The 23,566-nt window shown below is 62.1% G+C and carries 21 protein-coding genes and 1 pseudogene; 8 read left to right on the forward strand and 14 right to left on the reverse strand.

The window, feature by feature from the left end; all coding sequences use genetic code 11:
- Positions 1-2: 2 nt before the first annotated feature.
- A complete protein-coding gene (locus tag JO236_RS09560) occupies positions 3-659 on the forward strand; it encodes a class I SAM-dependent methyltransferase (RefSeq protein WP_293327872.1) in 657 nt (218 codons plus the stop codon).
- 136 nt (positions 660-795) lie between these two features.
- Positions 796-954 (forward strand): annotated as a pseudogene (locus JO236_RS09565) (hypothetical protein); the annotation flags it as partial.
- Positions 955-1,569: 615 nt separating this feature from the next.
- Here JO236_RS09565 and JO236_RS09570 read toward each other — a convergent pair.
- From JO236_RS09570 to JO236_RS09580, 3 genes are read right to left on the reverse strand one after another with little or no spacing between them, the layout of a single operon-like run.
- On the reverse strand, positions 1,570-2,442 hold the full coding sequence (locus JO236_RS09570; RefSeq protein ID WP_293327875.1) for a glycosyltransferase family 2 protein: 873 nt from the start codon (positions 2,440-2,442) through the stop codon (positions 1,570-1,572).
- Positions 2,439-2,948, reverse strand: a complete 510-nt coding sequence (locus JO236_RS09575; RefSeq protein WP_293327878.1) for a GtrA family protein — start codon at positions 2,946-2,948, stop codon at positions 2,439-2,441. The genes JO236_RS09570 and JO236_RS09575 overlap by 4 nt, the downstream gene beginning before the upstream one ends.
- 11 nt (positions 2,949-2,959) lie before the next feature.
- Complete coding sequence (locus tag JO236_RS09580; RefSeq protein WP_293327881.1) at positions 2,960-3,997, reverse strand: glycosyltransferase family 2 protein; 1,038 nt, start codon at positions 3,995-3,997, stop codon at positions 2,960-2,962.
- Between the two features lie 263 nt (positions 3,998-4,260).
- Between JO236_RS09580 and JO236_RS09585 the strand changes: the two genes are divergently transcribed.
- Positions 4,261-6,267, forward strand: coding sequence for a hypothetical protein (locus JO236_RS09585; RefSeq protein WP_293327884.1), 2,007 nt, complete (start codon positions 4,261-4,263; stop codon positions 6,265-6,267).
- 62 nt (positions 6,268-6,329) lie between these two features.
- On the opposite strand, the gene JO236_RS09590 is transcribed toward JO236_RS09585, so the two are convergent.
- Positions 6,330-7,859: a hypothetical protein gene (locus JO236_RS09590; RefSeq protein ID WP_293327887.1), complete on the reverse strand. Its 1,530-nt coding sequence runs from the start codon at positions 7,857-7,859 to the stop codon at positions 6,330-6,332.
- Positions 7,860-8,211: 352 nt separating this feature from the next.
- Between JO236_RS09590 and JO236_RS09595 the strand changes: the two genes are divergently transcribed.
- From JO236_RS09595 to JO236_RS09610, 4 genes are read left to right on the forward strand one after another with little or no spacing between them, the layout of a single operon-like run.
- Positions 8,212-8,997: a transketolase gene (locus tag JO236_RS09595; protein WP_293327890.1), complete on the forward strand. Its 786-nt coding sequence runs from the start codon at positions 8,212-8,214 to the stop codon at positions 8,995-8,997.
- On the forward strand, positions 8,994-9,905 hold the full coding sequence (locus JO236_RS09600) for a hypothetical protein (RefSeq protein ID WP_293327892.1): 912 nt from the start codon (positions 8,994-8,996) through the stop codon (positions 9,903-9,905). Before JO236_RS09595 ends, JO236_RS09600 begins: the two co-directional genes overlap by 4 nt.
- A gap of 2 nt (positions 9,906-9,907) precedes the next feature.
- Positions 9,908-11,899 carry an NAD-dependent epimerase/dehydratase family protein gene (locus tag JO236_RS09605; protein WP_293327895.1) on the forward strand — a complete coding sequence of 664 codons (1,992 nt, stop codon included), beginning with the start codon at positions 9,908-9,910 and terminating at the stop codon, positions 11,897-11,899.
- Complete coding sequence (locus tag JO236_RS09610; protein WP_293327898.1) at positions 11,896-12,810, forward strand: class I SAM-dependent methyltransferase; 915 nt, start codon at positions 11,896-11,898, stop codon at positions 12,808-12,810. Before JO236_RS09605 ends, JO236_RS09610 begins: the two co-directional genes overlap by 4 nt.
- 5 nt (positions 12,811-12,815) lie before the next feature.
- Here the strand turns inward: JO236_RS09610 and JO236_RS09615 are convergent, their stop codons facing one another.
- The gene (locus JO236_RS09615) at positions 12,816-13,562 is read right to left on the reverse strand and encodes a class I SAM-dependent methyltransferase (protein WP_293327900.1); all 747 of its coding nucleotides are present in this window, start codon (positions 13,560-13,562) and stop codon (positions 12,816-12,818) included.
- A 99-nt stretch (positions 13,563-13,661) separates the two neighbouring features.
- On the reverse strand, positions 13,662-14,339 hold the full coding sequence (locus tag JO236_RS09620) for a class I SAM-dependent methyltransferase (protein WP_293327903.1): 678 nt from the start codon (positions 14,337-14,339) through the stop codon (positions 13,662-13,664).
- Between the two features lie 375 nt (positions 14,340-14,714).
- Here JO236_RS09620 and JO236_RS09625 point away from each other — a divergent pair, with 375 nt between their 5' ends.
- Positions 14,715-16,040: a hypothetical protein gene (locus tag JO236_RS09625; protein WP_293327905.1), complete on the forward strand. Its 1,326-nt coding sequence runs from the start codon at positions 14,715-14,717 to the stop codon at positions 16,038-16,040.
- A gap of 184 nt (positions 16,041-16,224) precedes the next feature.
- Here JO236_RS09625 and JO236_RS09630 read toward each other — a convergent pair whose 3' ends face one another.
- Genes JO236_RS09630 through JO236_RS09665 form a run of 8 tightly spaced genes read right to left on the reverse strand, consistent with a single transcriptional unit; the run spans position 16,225 to position 23,344 of the window.
- Entirely contained in the window at positions 16,225-17,340 is a 1,116-nt protein-coding gene (locus tag JO236_RS09630; RefSeq protein ID WP_293327908.1) for an acyltransferase family protein, read from the reverse strand.
- Positions 17,337-18,482, reverse strand: a complete 1,146-nt coding sequence (rffA, locus tag JO236_RS09635; RefSeq protein ID WP_293327910.1) for a dTDP-4-amino-4,6-dideoxygalactose transaminase — start codon at positions 18,480-18,482, stop codon at positions 17,337-17,339. Before rffA ends, JO236_RS09630 begins: the two co-directional genes overlap by 4 nt.
- Positions 18,482-18,901, reverse strand: a complete 420-nt coding sequence (locus tag JO236_RS09640) for a GtrA family protein (RefSeq protein WP_293327913.1) — start codon at positions 18,899-18,901, stop codon at positions 18,482-18,484. Before JO236_RS09640 ends, rffA begins: the two co-directional genes overlap by 1 nt.
- Positions 18,898-19,815, reverse strand: coding sequence for a class I SAM-dependent methyltransferase (locus JO236_RS09645; protein ID WP_293327916.1), 918 nt, complete (start codon positions 19,813-19,815; stop codon positions 18,898-18,900). Before JO236_RS09645 ends, JO236_RS09640 begins: the two co-directional genes overlap by 4 nt.
- Positions 19,816-19,820: 5 nt before the next feature.
- On the reverse strand, positions 19,821-20,534 hold the full coding sequence (locus JO236_RS09650; protein ID WP_293327952.1) for an HAD family hydrolase: 714 nt from the start codon (positions 20,532-20,534) through the stop codon (positions 19,821-19,823).
- 2 nt (positions 20,535-20,536) lie between these two features.
- Entirely contained in the window at positions 20,537-21,490 is a 954-nt protein-coding gene (locus JO236_RS09655; protein ID WP_293327919.1) for an ATP-grasp domain-containing protein, read from the reverse strand.
- Positions 21,487-22,365: an NAD-dependent epimerase/dehydratase family protein gene (locus JO236_RS09660; protein WP_293327922.1), complete on the reverse strand. Its 879-nt coding sequence runs from the start codon at positions 22,363-22,365 to the stop codon at positions 21,487-21,489. The genes JO236_RS09655 and JO236_RS09660 overlap by 4 nt, the downstream gene beginning before the upstream one ends.
- 58 nt (positions 22,366-22,423) lie before the next feature.
- A complete protein-coding gene (locus tag JO236_RS09665; RefSeq protein ID WP_293327925.1) occupies positions 22,424-23,344 on the reverse strand; it encodes a glycosyltransferase family 2 protein in 921 nt (306 codons plus the stop codon).
- Between the last annotated feature and the right edge of the window lie 222 nt (positions 23,345-23,566).

The raw sequence follows: 23,566 nt of genomic DNA on the forward strand, positions 1-23,566 counted from the left end.
CCATGCGCATTTTGCCGGAGTCGAAAAGCATCACAGAGTATTACGGCCACAAGCGCCCGGAGATGTTGCGGTTTATCCCCGAGGATGCGCGGCGGGTACTCGAACTCGGTTGCGGCGAGGGTGTTTTCAGTGCTCAGCTCAAGCGGGGCAGAGGCGCCGAGGTGTGGGGCATCGAGTACAACGAGCAGGCGGCCCGGCGCGCCGGTGAACACCTGGATCAGGTGTTGGCCGGAGACGCCAACGACCGAATTGCCGAGCTGCCCGACAAGTACTTCGACGCGGTCATCTGCAACGACGTGTTAGAGCATCTGATTGATCCGCGCGACACGCTGACGCGGCTCCGGGGCAAGCTCAAGCCCGACGGTGTCGTCGTCGCCTCGATCCCGAACATCCGCTACCTGCCCGCGCTGGGCAAGGTGGTTTTCCGACGGGACTTCCCGCAGGAGGATTTTGGCATCTTCGACCGCACACACTTACGGTTCTTCACGCGCAGCAGCATCGTGCGGATGTTCGAGGACGCCGGTTTCGCCGTACAGCGCATCAAGGGGATCAACCCGTTCTTGGGACCGTTTGGCGCGCTGTTCATCGTCCTGAGCGCCGGCTATTTCGCCGACGGGGTCTTCCTGCAGTACGCCTGCGTGGCATCGCCTTCGACCTAGGGGCCGATGATGGACCTTCCACATCGGCACCGAGACCGGTGCTGGCGTGGCGTCACTCTCTGCGCGAAACCCCGATCGTCCCAAGCCCCTTCAAAGCCGAGTTGTCGCCTCGGTGCTCACCGGTAAGCTCTGCCGCATGGAGGCCGGGGATCTCGAACCACGCGTCGCAGCTCTCGAAAATCAGGTCCGCGACCTGAACGGCCGGGTACGGGCAAGCGAGCAGGACGCGGCCGCGGCGCGTGTGCTCGCCGGCGCCGCCGACCGTGACGTCAGCGAATTCCGTGGCGAAGTACGTGGCCTCCGGGGTGAGATGGGAGACCTCCGGGGTGAGATAGGAGACCTCCGGGGTGAGATAGGAAACCTCCGGGGTGAACTCCTGGGTGAGATAGGAGACCTCCGGGGTGAACTCCGGGGTGAGATAGCAGACCTCCGGGGTGAACTCCGGGGTGAGATAACAGACCTCCGCGGTGAACTCCGGGGTGAGATAGCAGATCTCCGCCGAGCAACCACGGGAAGCTTCAATGCCCTTCGGCAAGATTTCGTCGATCTCCGACAACATGTCGATGACAGGTTCGCACGCGTGGACGACGGTTTCATCGCGATACGCGGCACGCTCGACGCCACGGCCGCCGGACAGCAGCAGATTGTTGACCTCCTGCAGACGATCATCACCGATCGACGGCACGGCGGCGCGACCGAATAGACCGCACGTTCATCGACGCCGAACAACCATGCGCCACATTGATCACATCCGCCTCTCCGCCGAGTGTGCACTCGGTTCGCCCGCCTCCGGGCGACAATTGCGCGACAAAGTTCCATTGTCGCTCGAATGTCGCTCGGAGGCGGACACACTGACAATCCAGTCTCGGCAGGAAGTTATGTGGCAGATGGGGTTTGGAACCGACGTGCCCTAGGTCGACGTCTGACCGACCACCGCCCCGGCATCCGGCGCGCTGCGCATCCGTCGCCCCAGCCAGCGGTAGACCGCGCGGCGGGCGACGGCATTGAAGCGGGCTCGCGCGTTGCCCACGAACACGTGGCGCTTGTCGAGTAGCCCCGGGTGCTCGGCGGCGAACCACTGGTGAAAACCGATCGCCTGGTCGGCTTGGCTGCGTGTCAACCGCACGCTCCACTGCGATTGGCTGACCCGGAACGCGGCGAGCGGCCCGGGCACCGCGACGAGGTTTCCGTGCAGCAGAACCGCGCAGTACGTCGCCTCGTCGATCATGTACGGAAACCGGCCGTCCCAGCCGCCGGCATCGGTTAATGCGTTGCGCCTGAACAACACCGACGCCGGCTCACCGAAGATGTTCGTGCCGGCCAGTACGGTGCGCCGGATGGCGTCGGTGCCGGTTACCTCGCCGCGCAATCCTGCCAACCCCCGGTCGCGCAGCAATGGCGTGCCCACGGCGTCGACGACATCGCGGGGGCTCGCTGCCAGTACCGCAGAGGGGTGCGCGGCGAGCGCATCCACTTGTACCGCAAGGCATTCCGGGTAGAGCAGATCGTCGCCGCAGACCAGCTTGACGAACTCGCCGGTGGCCAGATCGGTGACGGCGTTCCAGTTCGCCGGCGCTCCCCCGCCCCGGGGCAACCGGCTCAGCCGAACCCGGGAGTCGGCGGCGTAGGGCTGCAAGGACTCCCAGGTGCCGTCTGTGGAGCTGTGGTCGGAGACCAGCAACTCGAAGTCGGTGCAGGTCTGCGCCAGAATCGATTTCATCGTCGCGTCGATGTAGGCGGCACTATTGTAGGCCGGAACGACGACCGAAACCCGCGGCGTCACAAGGGGGCTTGTTGTTGCACCGGTGGCTCCGCCTTGGACGAGCTCCGGCGGAACGAGAACCCGCGGTGGGCAAACCAGCTGTACAGAACAGTCGTCGCGGTAATGGCCAACTGCGATGGCAGTACCGGCCAGCCGAACAGCTGCACCAACAGCGGCAGAGTGGCCGCATTAAAGGCCAGAACAGACAGGTTGACCAACTCGAATCGCGCCAAGTCACGCAACACGTGACCGGTAACCCGGAATACAAATGTGCGGTAGAGGATGAACGCGCAAAGAACCGAGGCGACGTGTGCGCACAACAGCACGCCCAAATAGCCGACGAAACCCCCCACCAGCCAAAGAAACAGTACGAAAAAACCGGTTCCAATCGCCGTGTTCATCCCGCCGACAATGAGGAACGCGACGCGCTGATCCCGGACGATCCGGAACAGCGGACCGGGAACGCCGGTCATGCCCGCCGGAAGACGTGCGCGCTCGTGTCCGCCCGTGAAGGCGTCGATGCTCATCGATGGTCTGCCTAGTCGGGTTCGCGTCCCGCGAATGCCGCTAGCGTCCCACTGGCCTGCATCGCGGGCACGGCGGTAGCAGCCGACATCACCGGCACGGTGATATCGCCGGTGCCGCCGACCACCTCGCGGATCATAAACAGCGGCCGGCCCTTGCTCTGGTCGTACAGTCGGCCCAGATAGGCACCGATGGCGCCGAGCATCAAGAACTGCATGCCGCTCAGCAGACAGAGGGCCGCCATCAGCGAGCTCCAGCCGGGGATCGTGTGGCCCAGGATCGCGCCAATGGTCGAGTAGATGGCGAAGAAGAATCCGACCCCCGCCATGGCCCAGCCGAGCCTGGTCGACAGCTTGAGCGGCGTCACCGAGAAGCCGGTTACGGCGTCGGAGGCGAAACGCACCATCTTGGTGAACGGGTACTTGCTCTCCCCCGCGGCTCGGGCTTTGCGATCGTAGACCAGCGGGACTTGCTTGCCGCCGATCCAGGCGACCATGCCACGGATGAAGCGATGACGCTCGGGCATGCTCATCAGCAAACTCAGGACTTCGCGCGTGATCAGACGAAAATCGCCGGTGTCGTGCGGGATGTCGACGTCGGTGACTCGGCTGAGTGTGCGGTAGAAGATCCTGGCGGTGGCACGCTTGAAAATGCCCTCGCCCTCGCGATGGCGACGCTGACCGTAGACGACGTCGGCGCCCTCGTCCATCAGAGCCATCATGTCCGGCAACAGCTCTGGCGGATCCTGAAGGTCGGCGTCGATGATCAGGACGCGCTCGCCGCGGCAGACGCTCAGCCCGGCGGTGAGCGCCAGCTGGTGACCATGATTGCGCATCAACCCAACGGCAACGATTCGCGGGTCCTCCGCCGCAGCCTTGGACATGATCTCCCAGGTGAGATCTCGTGAACCATCGTCCACCAGGACGACCTCGCTGGTTCCTCCCAACGAACTCAATACAGTCCCCACCCGGCGGAGGAACTCCGGCAGCACCGCCTCTTCGTCATAGCAAGGCACCACCACCGAGATCGCCGGGCGACCACTCGCACTCATGCTCCCCAATGTAATTCTTCGGCGCCGCCCGTCGCTGGGCTTTCGCCGCTATCAGTGGCGACTTCAACAAGCTGTAACGGGGTTGTTGCACACATGTGCGGTTTATGGGAACCCGGGCATTTCGGGCCCGCGACCTGGACGGACCAAGTAGGGTCGCACTTTGTCGATCAGGATGCGGGTGCGTAGATGTGGATTCGGGGGATGCTGCTTTGACGGTGGGCGCCTGGCGAACCGCCATCGCGAATCAGGCCACAAGGGGACCGATGCGAAGCTTTCTCCAGAATCTGCCGCGCCCGGCGAACGCGCAGGGCACTGAGGCAGAGCCTGGGGAACAATCGGGGACGCGGCGCTGGACACCGCGGGCCTGGCGTTCGACAGCGTGGGGTGCGGCCCGCTGGCAGCTTGCCATCGCGGCGGCCGCTACCGTTCTCATCGTCGCGCCGCAGTCTTCGGCCGATGCCGGCGTTGGTATCGATCCGTCCTGGGAAGCCGTCGTTGCGATGGCCCCGAGCCGGCACATCGCCTGGGGTCCGGGGTTGGTGTTCACGTACGGACCCCTCGGCTACCTGCAAACCACCGCCTACTATTCGTTCGGCCAGTCGGTGCTCGCCACGATCTACCAATTCGCGATAGTCGCTGCGCTCTTTCTGGGGCTCACGGCAGCATTGCGCCTGCGCTACGCCCCGACGACGTCGATCGCCGCGGCGTTCTTGACGACCGCCCTCGCCGCCGCTCTGCAGGTCGGTCACGGATCTTCGCTGGGCTTGATGTATCCCGAGTTGGCGGTCCTCGCGGCACTGGTCTGGGCGGTCATGCCGACGTTGCAGGAAGACCGCAAGCGGTCGACGGTCTTTGTCACGTGCACCGTGCTGGGGGCCGTCGCTGGCCTGCAGCTACTGGTGAAGTTGAACACGGGCTTCGCCATCTTCGCCATCGCCCTTGTTATGTCGCTGCTGCTCGGCTGGAAGCGCATCGAGCGTCATCTGGCAACCGTCGCCGCCTTCGTGGTTTCCACACTCAGTTGTTGGCTCATCGCGGGCCAGCAGCTGAGGGACTTCCCGGCTTGGTTGAAGTTCAGCGCGGCCGTGGTTTCGGGTTACAGCGAAGCGCAATCCGAGCCCCTCATGCCGACTGCCGTCCCGGCCGTGCTGTTGACCCTCGCGTGGCTGGGATGCATTTGCCTGCTGTTCGTGCGTAACGCCCCCGGCACCCCGCGCACCTTTGTGGTGCTGGTCGGCTTCGTCAGCGTGGTGATGGCCAAAAGTGCATTCGGCCGTTTCGATGTCTGGCACTACGGCATCCTGCTCGGCACGATCATCGTCGTAGTGGCTGTCACACCTCGGTTTAGAGCTCGCCATCGCGTGTTCATTGCGACGGCCGTGCTTGTGGTCTTTGCGACCGTCACTGGTCCCGGGGGCGTCATCGACCGAGCGGTGGCCGTGGTACAGGGCCCCGAGCAGTCCATCGAACGTCTGGTCACGCTGGCCGTGCCGGGCGGTGTCCAGCGCCGCGCCGAACGCGCGAAAGCGCAGCAGCGGCAGCGCGACGGCGTCCCACAGCGCTTCATCGAGACCATCGGGACCAAAACCGTTCACGTGGACCCCGACGAAACCTCGGTCGCATGGGCTTACAACCTGACGTGGCAGCCGACACCGGTTTTCGCGACCTACTCCGCCTACACTCCATCGCTGGACAGGTTGAATGCCGACTCGCTGGTTAACGGGCCGGAATATGTCTTGTCGCGGGTGTCCACGTCGCTGCCCGCGAAGGGCATTGACGGTCGGCTCGGGACTCAGGAGTCGCCGCTGTATTCGCGTGCGCTGCTGTGCAATTACACGCTGACCGCCGCCGAGAACCACTGGGCGCTGTTCACCCGCACGGCTCCCCATTGCGGGGCGGTCACGCCGTTGGCGCAGTTTGATCTGAACAACAACACCGTGACGAGCCCCGCACCGAGCGCACCGAATATGGCGGTCATGGTAGGAATCGATCTGGATCCGGCGTTCGTGCATAGATTCTTCCAGGGCGCAGTGGCTCCGCTGGGTTTCTTTACCCTGGTGCTCGATGGGGCGGACTATCGCCTCATTGCGGCCAACGCAGCCGAACCGTTTCTCGTCTCCACCCCTTCGTCGGTCAGCGGCAGCAATCTCGAGATCCATGCCCACTCAATCGGTATCGGTCACACTCTGCCGCTGGTTAAGGCGGGCGTGCACGCGCGATTGCGCTTCTACGAGATGCCGGTTGATTCTGTCCCTGGCGGAGGTTTTTAGGCAGAAGGCGCTGTACGCGGCTATTCTCGCGCGACGCAATAACTTCCGCCAATCAGCGGCGGTTAGGACGGTTTGTTACGGACGTAGAGGCTACATCCGTCGCAGTCATTGATCGGGACACTCTGGAACCGCGTGCTGACCAGCTCGGCGAGTTCGGGATAGAACCGTGCGAGGGCGAACTCCGGCGGCATCGTCGTGTTGCACGTGGTTGGTGGGCAGAGCTTCATGCTGGTGGCTTCGACGACGCAGTCCGCACCCTCGATCCCCGAGCGCACCACCGCCTCGGCCGTCCGTTTGTTGTCGGGAGTCAGGAAGTATGCGGTCACGTAAGGGATGGTGCTCTGCCAGTCCTGTGCGATGTAGAGCTGAGCCGCCCAGCCCCAGACCACAACCTTGGACCGCGCTGGGCACACGCGTGCCATCGTGGGATTGCTTTCGACGGAATCTGGCGAGAAAGCGGCGAGAACTCTGTGAGGTGATGCGGCTCGTCCCTTGTCGATGACCCACCCGTTCACGAGCGCAACCATCAATGCCACCGCCACGCCACCGATCACCAGCCTTGGCGCAACCCGACGCGGGACCAGCGAGGCGCCAGGCTTGACCGGCATGGTGACGGCCAGGCCGCCGGCTCCGAACAGAAGTATGAGGTAGTGGGCGAATCCCATGCCTCCCATGAGCACCGCCGTGAAGCCGCCGGCGACGAGAACGATACGTGCCACGTTGGACGACCTGTCGCTGTGCCTACCTAGCCAAATCAGGCCGGCGAGCCCAACCAGTAGGTAGTACTTCGGGGTGATGAGAGCGTGGAGCGTGCTAGCGACCTTCTGCAGCTGCGAGGGCCCACCCGCGTAAGCCGTCAGGAAAGACAGTTCCTGCGCGACCAAAGACCAGTTCGTCGCCGAGGAGGCCAACATCACGAGCATGACAACTGCTGCTGGCAGCGCGGCGCCCACCAGCCACCAGAGCACCGCCACTGCGGCGCGCTTCACACCTGGGCGCAGCGCGATCAGCTGCGCTGCGAACCACGCCACCGCCAGCGGAGCCGCCTGGTACTTGGCCCCGACCGCGAGACCCGCGAGCACCCCGACGATCGCGAACAGCCATGGTCGGGCCACCAGTTGCCCGCGGGGCACCAACGCCGAAGCCACGATGAGCGACACCGGAAAGTACTCCGTACTCAGCGCGTCGAAATCCGCGCGACCGCCCAACGGGTAAGTGATGGCGATCGGAAACCACCACACCATAATCGCCACGAATGCGGGTCCCCGACCGATGGCCCGCGAAGCGGCGACAAAAAGGCCGAAGGCGATGAGCGCCAGTAGAACCGCCGAGAGCAGGTGCGCGAATGCCAGTGTCAGCGGTGCGCCCAGTCCGCTGAGGCCGGCGAGGACGAGCGGGCCCACCGGCCCAGTGGTGCCGGTTTCCCAGGTGCTGAACGGAACGGGAGAATCACGCGCGGCGCGGGCCCAGGTCAAGAGTGCGGCTTCGTCAGGATTCAGGAAGCCCCACTCGCTGATCGCCGGGCTGCGCAGTACCAGGCTGCCCATGACGAGACCGGCCGCAACCAACGTGTACAGGACGGTGGGCCGCATGCGGAGATCGCGGATGGGAGACTCCTCTCGACTGCGTCCCAAGCCTATCGTGCGGCAAACGCGACTTAGCCGAGAATGATTGAGGAGGTGCCGGTCCTGCGGGCGCGCTGAACGCAACTCAGCGGCATTGATTCTGGATCGCGTCGGCCGGGTGATGTTCGGGTAACGCACGGGCGATCTGGTCGGATTGGGCACGGCCAGGAGCCTGATCCAGTATGTTTCAGCTCATGACTCCGGTCCGTGGTGCGCTGCTGAAGCAGGTGGCGTCGTGCTGTGACCGCGAGCCGCGGGGGGCGTCATCGGTGCGGCCTCCTCCGCCGACGACGCGATCTACCGAACGATGACGATGACGATGACCACTGGGCGACCGCTCTGCGCGAACGACATTCGCGTGGCGCGTCAGCGGCTGCTCAAAATGCACTACGAGAGCGGTGTCGGACACATCGGCGGCAACCTGTCGTGCCTCGACGCGATGCTGGTCGTGTTTCACGAGTACCTTCGCGAGCAGGACAGGTTCTTCTTGTCGAAGGGACATTCGGCTGGTGCCCTTTACACGACTCTGTGGAGTCTCGGGCGACTGGACGATCATGACCTGGAGTCTTTCCACCGGGACGACACCCTGCTCGCCGGGCATCCGCCAGCCGCAGGAATTCCCGAAATTCCTTTCGCAACAGGCAGTCTGGGCCACGGGCTATCACTCGCTGCGGGCACTGCGCTGGCGTTCCGGCTGAAGCGAACCGACGCGCGGGTGGTATGTCTGACTTCCGACGGCGAATGGCAGGAGGGCTCGACGTGGGAGGGCTTGATCTTCGCCTCCCACCACCAGCTGGACAACTTGACCATCCTGGTCGATCACAACGGCCTCCAGGGTTTCGGATCCACCACCGAAGTTGCCAGCATGTCGCCGTTGTGGCAGCGGTTGCAGGGATTTGACGTCGATATCGATGTCGTCGACGGGCACGACGCAAGCGCGATACGCAGGGCGTTGGCGACCCCGTGCAGCCGGCTCAGGGTGATCGTCCTGCGCACGGTCAAGGGCCATGGTGTCAGCTTCATGGAACACGAAATGAAGTGGCACTACCTACCGCTCAGCGCGGAACTCTACCAGCAGGCGATTGACGAGATCGGGCACCAATGAGAAAGCAGCTCTGCGACGCGCTGGTCGCCCGATCGGTCAAAGAGAACGACATGGTTTTCCTCACCGGCGATCTCGGCTTCAACGCCCTTGAGCCGCTGCAGAACGCGATGGGTGAACGGTTCATCAATGCTGGTGTCGCCGAGCAGAATATGATCACCGTCGCCGCCGCGCTCGCCGCCCAGCACCTGGAGGTCTGGGTCTACAGCATCGCGCCGTTCATGTATGCACGCCCGTTCGAGCAGATCCGCAATGACATTTGTTTCCACCACCTTCCGGTGAAACTGATCGGCAACGGCGGCGGTTACGGATACGGTGTGATGGGCCCGACCCACCACGCGGTCGACGACTACGGTGCACTGCTCACCCTGCCCGGCATGACCGCGATCGTTCCCACCTTCAATGAAGACGTCGAAGCAGTTGTGGCGCTTGCCGGTTCGGCCGAGAATCCGGCATACGTGCGCGTGGGAATGGGCGAGCCTCCCCCGGGATGGACGGTGCCTCCATTCCAGCCGTGGCGGGAGCTGACCACGGGAGAGGGCCCGACGGTGATCGGGGTTGGCGCGGTGGTCGGCTCGTACGTGGGGTGCTTCGAAGCCATGCCGGCCGAGCAGCGGCCCAATCTCTGGGTCGTCGGCGAATTGCCGCTGGAAAGCAACCCGATCCCGGAGAAGTTGCTGACGAAGCTCAATTCGTCAGGGCGGCTCATCGCGGTCGAAGAGCACGTTCGCCAAGGATCTTTCGCGTCGCAGCTGATTCTGAGCCTGAGCGAGCACGGATGCACGCCGAAGCGATTTACACATTTGTGTGCGCGCGCACACAGCTTTGGTCGCTACGGTTCGCAGAAGTTCATGCGGGCGCAGTCAGGGCTCGACCAGACAACGATGTTGTCCGCGTTGGCGAGTGTCTGACGATGGATTCGCTCGAATCGAACATCCGCGCGCTCAAGGGCCCGATCCTGGTGACCGGCGCGTCGGGCTTCGTGGGTGCAAATCTGTTCAAGAAGCTGTACGGCATTCGCGACGACGTGTATGCGATCGTGCACGGCGACAAGGGGTGGCGGCTGCGCGAGGTGCCGGACGAGCAGACCATCGAGGTCGACCTGAACGACTACGTGCTGACCAGGCACCTTGTCGACAGTTCGGCGCCGCAGACGGTATTCCATTGCGCCGCTTACGGCGCGTACTCGTTCGAGGACGACGCCACCCTGATCTACCAGACGAACTTTCAGTCGGCGGTCAATCTGGTCGACCGCCTCTCGTCGCGATCGTTCACCGCGTTCGTGAGCGCCGGTAGTTCGTCCGAATACGGGACGAACTGCACGGCACCAACGGAAGACAGCCTTTGCGAGCCCAATAGCCCGTACGCCGTTTCGAAGGTAGCGATTGCCAATTACCTGCATTACATGGGCAAGCAGCAGAGCTTTCCGGCGGTGAACCTCCGGCTCTACTCGGTGTACGGGCCGCTGGAAGACACGTCGCGTCTGCTTCCGACGCTGCTGCGCGAAGCGTCGGCCGGGAGGCTGCCGCCGCTGGTGGATCCGAGGACCTCGCGTGACTTCGTCCACGTCGACGACGTGTGCGAAGCATTCGTTCTGTCCGCGACACGGATCCACCCAGGGCTATACGGCGAGAGCATCAACATTGGCACCGGAGCCAAGACCACGATCGGTGACCTGGTCGAGCTCACCCGAGAGATCTTCCACATCGAGGCCGAACCGCAATTCGGCTCGATGGAAGGACGGTCGTGGGACGTCCCCGACTGGTACTCCGATCCTGCCAAGGCCTCGCGTGAGATTGGCTGGAGCGCACGCACCACCCTCGAGGACGGGTTGGTGTCGATGTCGAAATGGGTTGACAGCCTTAGTGATCGGCAGATGGCAGCGGCGACCAAAAAGGGAAGCATGGGTCGCCGGCGCAGCGTGTCAGCGGTCATCGCGTGCTACAAAGACGCCCAGGCCATACCCGTGATGCACAAACGGCTGTCCGCGACGTTCAATCAGCTCGACGTCGACTACGAAATCATCTTCGTCAACGACGGAAGCCCGGACGACAGCGCCGACGTGATCCGCGAGATCAGCAAGGGAGACCATCACGTAGTTGGGATCACCCATTCACGAAACTACGGGTCGCAGATGGCATTTCGCAGCGGGATGGAGCTTTCGACGATGGATGGTGTCGTCTTGCTCGACGGCGACCTGCAAGACCCGCCCGAGCTGATTTCTGAATTTTACGCGAACTGGGAGGCCGGCTACGACGTCGTCTACGGAAGGCGCATCAAGCGTGAGATGCCATGGCACCGTGGCCTGGAGTACAAGCTCTTCTATCGACTGTTCGCCAGATACAGCTACGTGAACATCCCGCTTGACGCGGGGGACTTCTCGCTGATGGACCGGCGGGTGGTGCGATGGTTGCTCAATTGCCCGGAACGCGATTTGTTCATGCGTGGCCTGCGCGCCTACGTCGGCTTCAAACAGACCGGCGTCGACTATGTCCGGCCCGAGCGGATGTTCGGGCGCTCGACCAACAGCTTCACGAAGAACATCGACTGGGCCAAGAAGGCGATCTTCTCCTTCAGCAACGCTCCACTGACCATGCTGACAAACGCCGGAATCATTTCACTGGCAGTGTCGTTGGTAGCCGCGGTGGTCGTATTCCTGCTTCGGGTGTTCGTGCCCCACCTGGCACCTCAGGGCGTGACGACTGTTCTACTCGTCACGCTCATATTTGGTTCCTTCAATCTCTTCGCAATCGGCATAGTCGGTGAATACGTATCGAAGATCATGACCGAGGTGAAAGAGCGGCCCCGCTTGATCAGGGCCTCGCTGATCCGCAACGGAGAACACACGGAGTTGCTGCCCGACGGTAAGGCCATGAAGGTTTCGGCTACGGAAGATCGACGATGAGTTCGAAGCGATGTTGCCCCGTCTGTGGGGCTGGGTCGCTGCACGCGCGGTCGTTTCTCGGAAGCAACGTCGATCCACAGCGCCTGGACCAATTCAGCTACGCGTCCCGCAAGACGCCGGAATACATGAACCTTAACCTCGTGCAGTGCCTGAAGTGCGATTTGGTGTACGCCGACGAGCCCCCCAGCCAAGACGATCTGGCACACGCCTACCACCTTGCCGATTACGACAGCGCCGAAGAGGCCGATGATGCCGCGGCGACGTACATTCGCGCCATGCAACCACTATTGGCTGCGCTGCCCATGCGGGAATCCGCGCTCGAAATCGGTACGGGCACCGGAGCCTTGCTGGATCGCCTGGCGCACCAGGGATTTACCAAGTTGGTGGGCGTGGAGCCCTCCGCCGCGGCCATCGACGCGGCCCCGCCGCACCGCCGGCCCTGGATCCGCCAGGGCGTGTTCGAAGAGCAGGATTTCGAACCTGAGTCGTTCGACTTGATCTGTTGCTTCATGACGATGGAGCACGTGTTGGACCCAAAAGTCATCGCGGCTGCCGCGTTGCGGCTACTCCGCCCAGGCGGGGCCTTCGTCACGGTGACCCACGACTATCGCGGCCGGCTCAATCGCTTGCTCGGGAGACGGTCGCCGATCATCGACATCGAGCACATGCAGCTGTTCTCGGACTCCAGCATCCGAATCCTTTTCGAGACAACGGGCTACAGTAACGTTCGAGTCGAGCGCCTCATCAATCGGTACGCGTTCCGGTACTGGTGGCGGTTGGCGCCCGCGCCAGGACCCATCAAGCGGGCGGTGGCCAAGAGCGCCGAGGTCGTCCGTTTCGACCGGGTCAAGCTCGGTGTGGACGTCGGCAATGCGATAACAAGCGGCGTGAAGCCCACTGACTCGACCTGACGAGGCTACGGCTTCTGGTACAGAATTAGGTTCGTTCCGCACGTCACCTGACGAATCAGGGGTGTCGATTCGGCTCGCGGTTCCAGCTTCGCCAATGCCTTGGCCGCCGACGTCGGAAAGAAATAAGGAACGAGGCAGAAGTACTTCTGCGCAACGACGGACATGCCGGCATGAGCAAACCAGCGGTTGAGCGCCGGCGGCCAGTAGGACTTTTCGTCATGTTCGCGGTGATAGGCAGATACCTTCTCTATCACCTTCAACGCCGGATTGAAGCCGTTGGGCTCAAGCACCAGGACCGACTTGAATTGGCTTGCAAGGTGATTGATCGCCAATTGGGGTCGGTCCAAGTGGTGCAGAACGCCGAATATGACGGCTACGTCCTCGCCCTTGGATTCGACGTCATAGATATTTCCGACTTCGAAAGCGACCGAATCTGTTGCATCGGAAGGGATTTGCTTCTGGGCCGCCGCAATCGCATTCGATGCCGGGTCGATGCCTCGTACTCCGGCGGGACCGAAAAGTCGGAAGATTTCCAGCGAGTGCGTTCCGTCCCCACAGCCGATGTCCGCCAACCGGATCGACCGCGGAAAGTTCTCCGCCAGCATGCGGATCACTTCGTCAGTCTGGCGGCCGCCCGCATGCTGCGACGACCAACGGTCATTCGTTGTATAGACGTAGCCCCCACGCTCAGAGGTGTCCGCATCGAATGCGGCAACGCTCCGCTCAAGTGGGCGATGCGATGGTCCGACCATCATTCGAACATACCGTGGGCGGCCGCGCGAGGGGCCACATCGACCGGATTAGCCTTTTCCCCGCCGGCCGTTCGGGTGGGAGGTTGCTGCCGTGGCCGCCTAGCCCGCGCTGGCGAACACCGTGTAGCCGAGGCAATCGTCCCCACCCTGCCGGCGCAGACTTCTTTGGCCAACGAGTGCCACGCCGAGCAGGATCGGCGCCAGGACCAGGCCCAACAGCCGGCGCAGTAGGGAGAGGCCTTCGCCCTGCGGTAGTAGAAACGGAAGCATCAAGGCAATCACTTTGGCACATGCCACCGTCAACTCGTTGCCCCTGGCAAGCACCAGGACATCCGAGAAATCGTTTCGCTCCAAGAGCATGCGCAGCGCGGACGGGGTGAAACGCCAGTAGTCGTGGGGTATGTAGTGCCATCGTGCGGCGAAAGGGACGGTGAGGATGAGCTGGCCCCCGTCGCGCAAGACGCGTCGGGCTTGGGCAAGGAACGCGTCGGGGTCGGCAATGTGTTCAAGGGTTTCGGTCGCCAGCAGGTGGTCAACTGAATTGTCAGCCGCCGGCCATTCGTCGCCGGTGAAGTAGTCGGTGCCTGGCACCTCGTAACCGAATCGCTCACGCGCGTCGGCGGTGTCGATGGCACGGTATCTTGCCTGGGGGTTGACCAGCGGCCGGTAGGGCTGGGCACCCGCACCCACGTCGAGGACCGTTCCGGTCGCCCCCTTCAAAGGGGACTTGAGATCCCGCCAGATTGACGCGGCCTGCAGGTCCAACAGACGGCGCACTCGCGACAGAACCCTGCCTCGTCGGCTCGCTGTGTCGGCAAACGACGGGGGCTGCCAGCGCTCGTCGCTCCGAAGCGCCTCATTGCGGCGGACGAGGGCAGACATCGTTGGTCCCTTCATCCTTGGGGAATGACATGGTCATCCGGTCATCAAAGGCATCCTGCGGCGTTCAGAACGCAGCTCCAACCGTACCCGAGCGGTGTGCGCTTGAATCGCGCTTGCGCGGGTTCTGCCCCGCAGACTTTTGTTGCCGAGTAACGTTGCCGACCGTGGGGATCGCCGGGTGTCGGGCATCTTGGGCAATCGCCGTGGCGCGTCAAATCTCTTCGCCGGCAACAGCTTCGGCTACAGTTGGTGAGCTAGAGGCACTCGGCCATGTCAGAAGCTGACGCAATCGCATCCGAAGAACGCCCAGATCATCCGCCACTGCACGTTCGGGTGGCCGGCGAAGCAGTCTTGGTAATTCCGGTGCTGGTCGCGGTCGCATTCGTGTGGCGGGTTGCGGTTTCTTACCCGCTGACGGACGAGTGGCTGCTGTTCCGCAACGCGATGATTGCGCACGACATGGGCTGGCATCACCCGATAAGCACTCTCGCAGCGATGACGTGGAAGGTCTACGAGCATCCGATCATCCTGACCAACATTTTCTATCTCCTCGTCGCGCCGTTGTTCCATTACGACTCGCGCGCACTCATCTGCGTATCGCTCGTCTGCTTTGCAACGGTGCTCGCGGTCTTCAGAACCCAGATAGCCCCCAACGCGTGGACGGCGCTACCGGCGGCGTGCGTGTTGTTCGCCCCGTCGCACTATATGGATTTCGGTTGGGGCATGGATTTCATCGGGACCTCATCGATAACGCTGACGATATTGGGTTTGACGGTATTCAGTCGCACGGTGCCTGAAGAACCGTCCACGACATATGTGCGCCGACTGTCGTGTGCCATCTGCTTGATTGTTGTCGGCCTTTTGTGTTCGGGGCAGTCCGCTCTCGGGTTCCCGGCCTTGCTTGTCGTCGGGCTTGTGAAGCGGTTGTCGACGCGCAGGCGCCGCGCGTTGATCGTCATCACGCTCTTGGGTTCGTGGGCCGCGCTGGCGGCGATCGGAGCACTAGTTGACTCACACAAAGTCTCGATTGTTCGCAGCATCATTGTCGTCCTCACCGCGTTCGGCGGCACCATCGTCGGGACCCCGCCCGGCATGACCAGTTTTCCCTTTGGCTGGACAGCGACGTTGGGCCTCGCTATTTGCATCTCAGTTATTGTCTGCGTATGGGTCGCGTGGCGTCGCGGCATCCTCAGCGCGCTAGCTTTGCCGCTCGGCCTGTTCACTTTCGGCTCGTTGTTGACCGCGGCAGTCGCGGCCGGACGTCCCTATCTAGGCAACTGGCATCTGATGGCAGCTTTGCCCGCCACCCTCGGCGCGTACGGGGCGGTACTGGTACTGGCCCGGCACGCGAGATCGCCGAGCACCCTGGCATTACAAGCGGTCATGACCGCATTACTTGGGCTGGTCGTGATCGGCTACTGGGTTGGCTTCACGGTATATGGCCCGTTGGGTGCCGCCAACAACAAACGGATTGCCGCCTACATGGACGGCTATCTCGACAATCCCAACGCGTCCAAGCCATACGTTGGTACAGGCGGTTGGGATTTTGATTCCGCAATGGCTCGTTTCCTGAAAAGCAACGGGCCACATCGCTGATCTGGCGCACTACGTCATCGATGCAAACGTTGGTGTGCCTGACCGGCGTTGATCTTATTGGTTGGCTCCAGAGCGTGCCTATACAGATCACGAAACACGTTGTCGCCCTTGCGGGCTGACCCAAAGCAGACCTAAGCGAGAACCACGTGCGGGAGGAGACTCCAGCGTCCGTATGGTCTAGGTATTACCCCGTCTGAATGTAAGAGTGGGCGATTTTGCGCTGCAGAAAATAACGTTCAATATATCGATAGGAAAGCGCGGACAACAGAATTGTTCCGGCGAATGCTGCCGGGTATACCGCAAACGAAAGATGATGCCTGCACAGAACTTTGACGGCGATTACAACTATCAAAACATGATACATGTACAGCCCGTACGAAATTTTGCCCAGGTAATCGAAAACCCTGTTTTCGGCATATAACAGACTCGTTCCCGGCCGGACTAGGTTAAGTATGATCAGCCCATACAGGACCGCATGCCATTCCCAGTAAAATCCACCGAACTGATACGCCTTCCACACCAGGAATACTTCAAGCAATAGTATCGCGACCTGAAATGGCTTGGCAGTAATAATGCTGCGCCGGTCTCCCAGATATCGATTCACGATGGCGAAGAAGCAACCGATTAGTAGACAGTCAAACTTCAACCCATCAGATGCCAGGTCGTAAATCCTTGCAAACAGCGTGTTACCAGCGTACACGGTGTCGCCTAGGAAAATCATCAGATGGCAGGCCCCAATGTAGAGTACGATAAACAACAGAATAAAATAGATCGTAGCTTTCCGATTTAGCTTGCTAATGATGACCGGCCAAATGAAATAGAAATATTCTTCGATGCCGATCGACCAGCACTGTGAACAGTAGGCTATGGGTCCTATCAGGTAGAGCTGGATATGGGGCAAGAAAAGCACGTATAGTCCCAGACTCCAGCCAAAATGTGCCCCTATGTTGATTAATGGAGGTGGAAGCTGAAGGTACGAGATCCGCGGGGCAACGAAGAAAGAAAACAGCACGACGATAAAATAGAGCGGCCATATACGGTAAACGCGCCGTGCTATGAAATGCTTAATATGCACACGCCCAAGACTGCCCTTTTCTGCTAACAAAAGTGAAGTGATGAGGAAGCCGCTCAACACAAAAAATAGATCGACACCCAGCTTTCCGATCAAGACGATCGTAGGGTTGGTCCACCAGCTTGCATACCCGTGAATGAACTTCATCTGTTCGATGTGATGCACGATGACGACGCTTGCTGCAACAAAGCGCAGGAAGTTAAGGCTGGGGTAATGTATTTTTTTCAATTACGTGCTCGATAGAATTCCAGCACACTATTGGCGACTTCCTCTACCTCATTGTCCGTAAGATCAAAATAGATCGGTAGTCGTAGCAAGCGCGCGCTAAGCTCTTCCGTCCTCGGCAAGCGTGTTTGCGAAATACCTAGCGACTGCGCGAATGGTGAGGAATGCAGCGGTACGTAGTGGAATACGGCAAGGATGCCTGCTTTACGCAAATGCGTAATGAGGGCCGTACGCTCGTCGACGTCGGCAGTCAGCACATAAAACATGTGATAATTAGGGGTACAGTGCCGCGGCACCACTGGGGTTCGGATCAGGCCCAACTCGACCAGTGGGGCTAGCATGGCGGCATAACGGTTGAATACCTCGCCACGCCGCCTGGTTATCTTTTCCATGTTCTCGATCTGGCCGACCAAGAATGCCGCGAGCATATCGGACGGCAGATAAGACGAGCCCACGTCCACCCAGGTGTATTTGTCAGTCTGGCCGCGTAGGAATTGGCTGCGGTTGGTGCCCTTTTCGCGCAGGATTTCGGCGCGCTCCTCCATGGCCGGATCATTGATGACGAGTGCGCCGCCTTCACCGCACGAAATGTTCTTCGTTTCGTGAAAGCTGTAGCAGCCCAGGTGGCCGATCGTGCCCAGCCATCGGTCGTTGTACCGGGCAAACACACCCTGCGCCGCATCTTCCACGACGAACACGCCATGGCGATCGGCAATGTCCATGATCGCGCCCATCTCGCAAGCGACGCCCGCATAATGGACAACGAATATGGCACGCGTGCGGGGCGTCATCGCCTGCTCGATCAGTCGTTCATCGATGTTGAGAGTATCGGGCCTGATATCCACGAACACTGGCTTGGCGCCCCGAAGCACAATCGCGTTGGCCGTGGAAACGAAGGTGTAGGACGGAACGATTACCTCGTCACCCGGCTGCAGATCGCAGAGCAGGGTGGCCAGTTCGAGCGCGGAGGTGCACGACGTGGTCAACAAGACGCGGCTCGCGTCAAACCGCTTTTCCAGCATGGCCTGGGCGCGCTTGGTGAACGGCCCGTCGCCGCTGGCGTGTCCGCCCGCGACCGCCTGGCCGACATAGGTCAGCTCCGATCCGACGACGGAGAGTTTGTTGAACGGGATACGGATCGTCATCAACTGGTCCTTGCCGCAATCCGTTCCGCGGTGCTGCCTTCGTCGGGGAATACCCAATACCTCTGCGCTACGAATGCGAGCAGCGCGACCACCACGGCTGCGCACGCCTGAATCAGCTGATGGGGGATGCCCATCCGGTCGGCAAACACCCACAGAGCGAGGTAGTCCATGAGATAGAGGATGGCGTAGCAGGTCACAAACCGCCGAAGCGCGGCTAACCGCTCGCCTCGGTGACGAAAGGTGACGCTGCGGTGGGCAAGGAAGCTGAGCAGGGTGCCGATGCTGAAGGTGATTGTCATCGCAGCTTCGTCGCGCATGGCCCACCACGTCAGTAATAGGTACGCACCGTAGAACGCGGCGTTCAGCGCGAGGCCCACGAAAACGTAGCGAATAAATTGCGCTCTGATGGTGTGCGTCATTCGAACCGCATGACCGCTTCCCACCCACCGACGAGACCCCAGCGCGGCCGGCGGCTGCGACCGAGCAAGGCCTGCTCCACCAAGGCGGGAGACTTGAGCGTATGGGCGACCAACGTCCGGGCGGGAGCGTGCGCGAATGTTGTCTCCACCAGCGATGGCCGGGACGACAGCGTGGTGCCCTTCACCCCGAAAGTCTCGATGAACCGGCCCCAGAAGACGCTGCCCATGTCGTGAACGTGTCCTGGATAGGTGATGTCGATCGAGCGGACGATGCGTGCCAACGGAAGGACATACGGGGTGCGGGCATACATGTAGGCGGAGCGTCCGGCGCAGGAGAGGACTTCACGAATCGCGGTATGGGCGTCGGGTATGTGTTCGAAGATCGCGCTGGCGAGGATCAGGTCGTGGCCGCCTTCGACGGTGGCTAGCTCTCGGTGCGCATCGATGCGGATACGGCGGTCTTCTTCAGGTCGCGGTTCGCTGTAGTCGACGACATCAATCGCTATTAGTTCCGAATTGCCTTGGGATCGTAGCAATTTCGCGATGGCGATGGCGAGCGAACCGTCACCGCCCCCGAAGTCGAGAATGCGCAGCGGTTTCGGTCCCCGCAGGTCCGGCATCGCACGCAGCGCGTGGCGTGCGAAGCGCTCGGGCTTGTCGAGCGTATGCCGCAGAGCGGCGCCCGAGTAGTACTGCGCGTAATAGCTTGCCAGGACCTCGGGTTTCGGCATGTGGGAGGCGGACGCAGCCCCGCATGTTGCGCACGCCAGCATGTCGATGTCCGGATCGCGCTGCACGCGGAATACGGGCTCGCGGGGCTCGGACGAGCGGCAGACGGGACATATCTGCCGTGCTTCTTCGATGTCAGCGGCCCCGAGTCGTTGGCCGTGATGGAAGCTTGTCGCTTGAACCATTTGGTTTATCCTCCCAGCCACCCGTCGGGTGGCGGCGTGAGATCTAACAGGCTTTGTACACGCAGGCAGTCAGCGTATGGCAGGCGATTGTCGCGATCGACCAAAATCGGCGTCAACCCCGCCTCTCGCGCGCCAACCACGTCGGCGGCGTACTCATTACCCACATACACCACCTGGGAAGCATCCAGCGCGTTGCGTTCAAGAAAAGCATCGAAGCAGGCCCGGGCAGGTTTCTCCGCGCCAAGCTCTTCCGAAGACGCGGCGTCGCCGATGAGGTGGCGCAGCCCGGCGCGAACCAGCACCTCGTCGAGGTGCCGGTCCCAGTTGGCCAGCGCATGCACGGCGACGCGTTCTCCGACCGCGGCCAACGCGGCGGCGGAATCGTCAAAGGCAACCCAGTGGCGTCGTGTCGCGAAGCGTGTCAGCAGCAACGGATGCAGTCGGTCAAACGACCGGTCTATCCCGAGTGCCGCACACAAAGACCTGTTGAAGCCCCGATAGAACGCGTCCCTTTCGGCTTTGGTCGGCAGTTCGCTGCTCTTGATCTGTACGGCGAAGTTGACGATTTCGTAGGCGCGGGCGATCTCGGTAAGGGGGATGTCCAGCCCCAACTCGGCCACCGCATCCTGAAAAATCTGTTCGGATGGCGGATCGAGGCGTAAAAGTGTTCCCGCGCAATCGAATACCGCGGCGCGGCAGCCGGCCATCGCAGCCGACATGTTCAGCACGGATCCACCCGCAGTTCGCTGCCGCGACGGTGCACGGTGGCCATTTGTGGCTGGGCACGCGCAATCGAGTCGCCGCGGCCAAAGTGCCGCACCAGCCGGAGCGGATCGTTGCAGCCGACGGCGACGCGCATCTCGGTCGATCCCGATAGGCGGGCATTGATTTCGAACACCAGCGGCCCGTCGTTGTCGTCCCAGCGCAGCTGGGCATTGACAGCCCCAAGACCGGGAACGCGCTCGCCGAACGCTGCAATGAATCGCCGCATATCAGGGTTGTCAACGACGCTCGCACGGACGGTGCGGCCGTCGTCGAGTGTGCGCTCCATTGCGACTGCGTCCTGCATGACGCCGTGCGCATCATAGAGAAACCCAACGGTGAACTCGGGGCCCGCGATGTATCGCTGCAGGCAGTAGTTCGGCGGCGGCTCCGCGAGAAACTCCTGCAGCCCCACGCGATCCCGCAGGACCTTGACGCCGCGGCTGCCGTGTCCGCTGCGAGGCTTGGCCACGATCGGCAAGCCCAGCGCGTCGACCGCAGCAGCCGTGTCGAATGTGGCGGGCGTGCTGATGCCACGGGCCGCCAGGAAGTGGGCCGTGGCCAGCTTGTCCGCGGCCGCTTTGATTAACGGACATGGCGCGAGCACCACGCGGGCCGCGGCGCCGGCGAACAGCCCACGGGCGGCCGACAGGACGACGATTTCCGAGTCGATGCACGGCAGCAGGACCTCGACCCCATGGTGGATCACCGCGGCCTGCACAGCGTCGGCGTACCCGGGCTCCCTGACGAGCGGAAGCTGCATGCACTCGTCCACGTCCGGGTGCCTGTGGGTGCTGCTGTCGAGTCCGAGAATCCAGATGGGCTCGGCGCCAGGTGGATTGCGCCGGAGACCGCGTACCGCACCGCGCCCAACATCGCCGCTGACGCCGGTGATCCCCACGCGCAATGTCATGACGCATCCGTCAAATGATCAGCCAGGCTGCGAAAAGCCGGATGTAGTCGTTTGGCGATCCCGTTCAGGAACACCGGCTCTGGTCCATCGGCAGGATGGCTCTCGTCGAGAATCTGGCTGGAGCTGCCCAATTTGGTGCGAACGAGTTCCGCCAGTGCTCCAAGCTCGTAGGTGTCGTCCGAAAATGCGTTCACGACGGCGGGGCCGCGCTCGTTAACTAGTGAAACCGCCAGTGCCGCAACATCAGCGACGTGGACAAAGTTCTGTAGATAGGGCCGCGGCCCGCGCAGCACCAGAGGCTCGTTCTGCCGCGCACCAGCGACGAGTACCGGAAGCAGGGTCGTGCGAACCATTCCCGGACCGTAGATCGAGGAAGCGCGCACATGCGTTATCGCAACGTCCGTCCTGTCCCGCCCGACCGCATCAAGATTGCGTTCGGCAGCGAGCTTGCTTGCGGCGTAAGAGCCTTGATTCCGGTCGCTCTCGATGGTCGTTGCGTCCTCCCCTAACACCCAACGGCCACGAACGGGCCGCAGGTAAACGGCGACGCTCGATAGATGGACGATACGCTGCAGCGACTTCGCCCGGGACAAAACCGCCGCGAACGTCGCACTGGCCGTGGTGTTGTCCCGATCAAACCTGTCGGACCGCGCCGGAGTTGCCGCCGCGCAGTGGATCACGGAGGCCACATCGAACAGCTTCGGATCAAGGGACGTCTGCGGATCCGCGAGGTCGGCGACCCAGTCGATGCCCGGCCCGCGGCGGCGTGCGTGCGCCACGACCTGTACGCCACGGGAACGGAGCAGATCGGTCACATGTCTGCCGACAAAGCCAGCGGCGCCGGTCACCAAGATCGGTTCGATCATGCCCGGCATGCACGAAACCCGTTCAGCTTTATGCTGAGCCGCGGGCCGTCCGCTCCGGGATACCTGGTCATTCCACCGTCTCGCTTACTAGATAGGTCGGTCGATCCATCGTGCGGAAGTGCATCCGAGCCAGGTACTCGCCGATGACCCCCAGCGCGAACAACTGCGCGCCCGAGAAGATCGCGATGATCGAGGCCAGGAAGGCAAAGCCGGGCACGGCGCTGCCGTAGACCAGGTAGTTCGCACCAACGTACGCGAGGATCGAGGCGCCGAAGAACACCAACGCGAACCCGATGAAGCTGGCGAACTGTAGCGGCAACGTACTGAACCCGGTCATCAAGTCGAGCGCGTAGCGAACGAGTCGGGTGATCGAGTAGCCACTGATGCCGGCCGAACGCGGCGCATGCCGCACTTTGATCGCGCTGAATCGAGTTGTCGTCCAAGTCAGCAACACATCGATCGAAACCGTCGGACTCCGGTAATCGACGAAACCTTCCCGCAGGCGAGTGCGGAAGGCACGGAAAGCGCTGACGTTGCGTGCCGTCTCGGCGCCCATCGCGCTGGCCAACGCCAACTTCGTCAAACGGGAGGCGCCGTTGCGTAGCAACCCGTGCTGCTCGTCCCTCGGTGCACCATAGACGACATCGACATCCGGCCCCAGCGCCGCCAGAAGTGGCGCAATCTCAGTCACCGGATGTTGCAGGTCGTCGTCCATCGTGACTATCACGTCGTAGCGGGCGGCGCGGATACCACAGAGCAGAGCGTTGTGCTGGCCGTAGTTGCGGCTCATGCGGATGCCGCGGATGTGCTGATCTGATGCAGCCAATTCGGTGATGATGGACCAGGATTCATCGCCGCCGCAATCCTCGACAAAAATAATTTCGAACGTCGGAGCGACCTGCGGCATCGTAATGCTCAACTGGGCGTATAGCTCGCGCAAAGTCAGCGCTGCGCGATAAACGGGAACGACAACACTCACACTCGACATGGCGCCTCCCCGGTCGGAACTTGCAGTCTGCCACAGCCGATGAGGACACACGGGGACGGCCGAATGGCCATGTCCGTGTGCTTAAGCGGCCGGCCTCGACCCTCAGGTGGTGCTCAGCCGATGCGACGAAAAGCTGGCCCGGGTCGGGCAGTCAAATGCTAGATTCCGCGGATGATTTCATCCGTCAATTTCATCGGTGTGACGTTCCTCTGCTCCTCGGCC

This window comes from Mycobacterium sp., from assembly GCF_019247635.1.
Lineage (GTDB): Bacteria > Actinomycetota > Actinomycetes > Mycobacteriales > Mycobacteriaceae > Mycobacterium.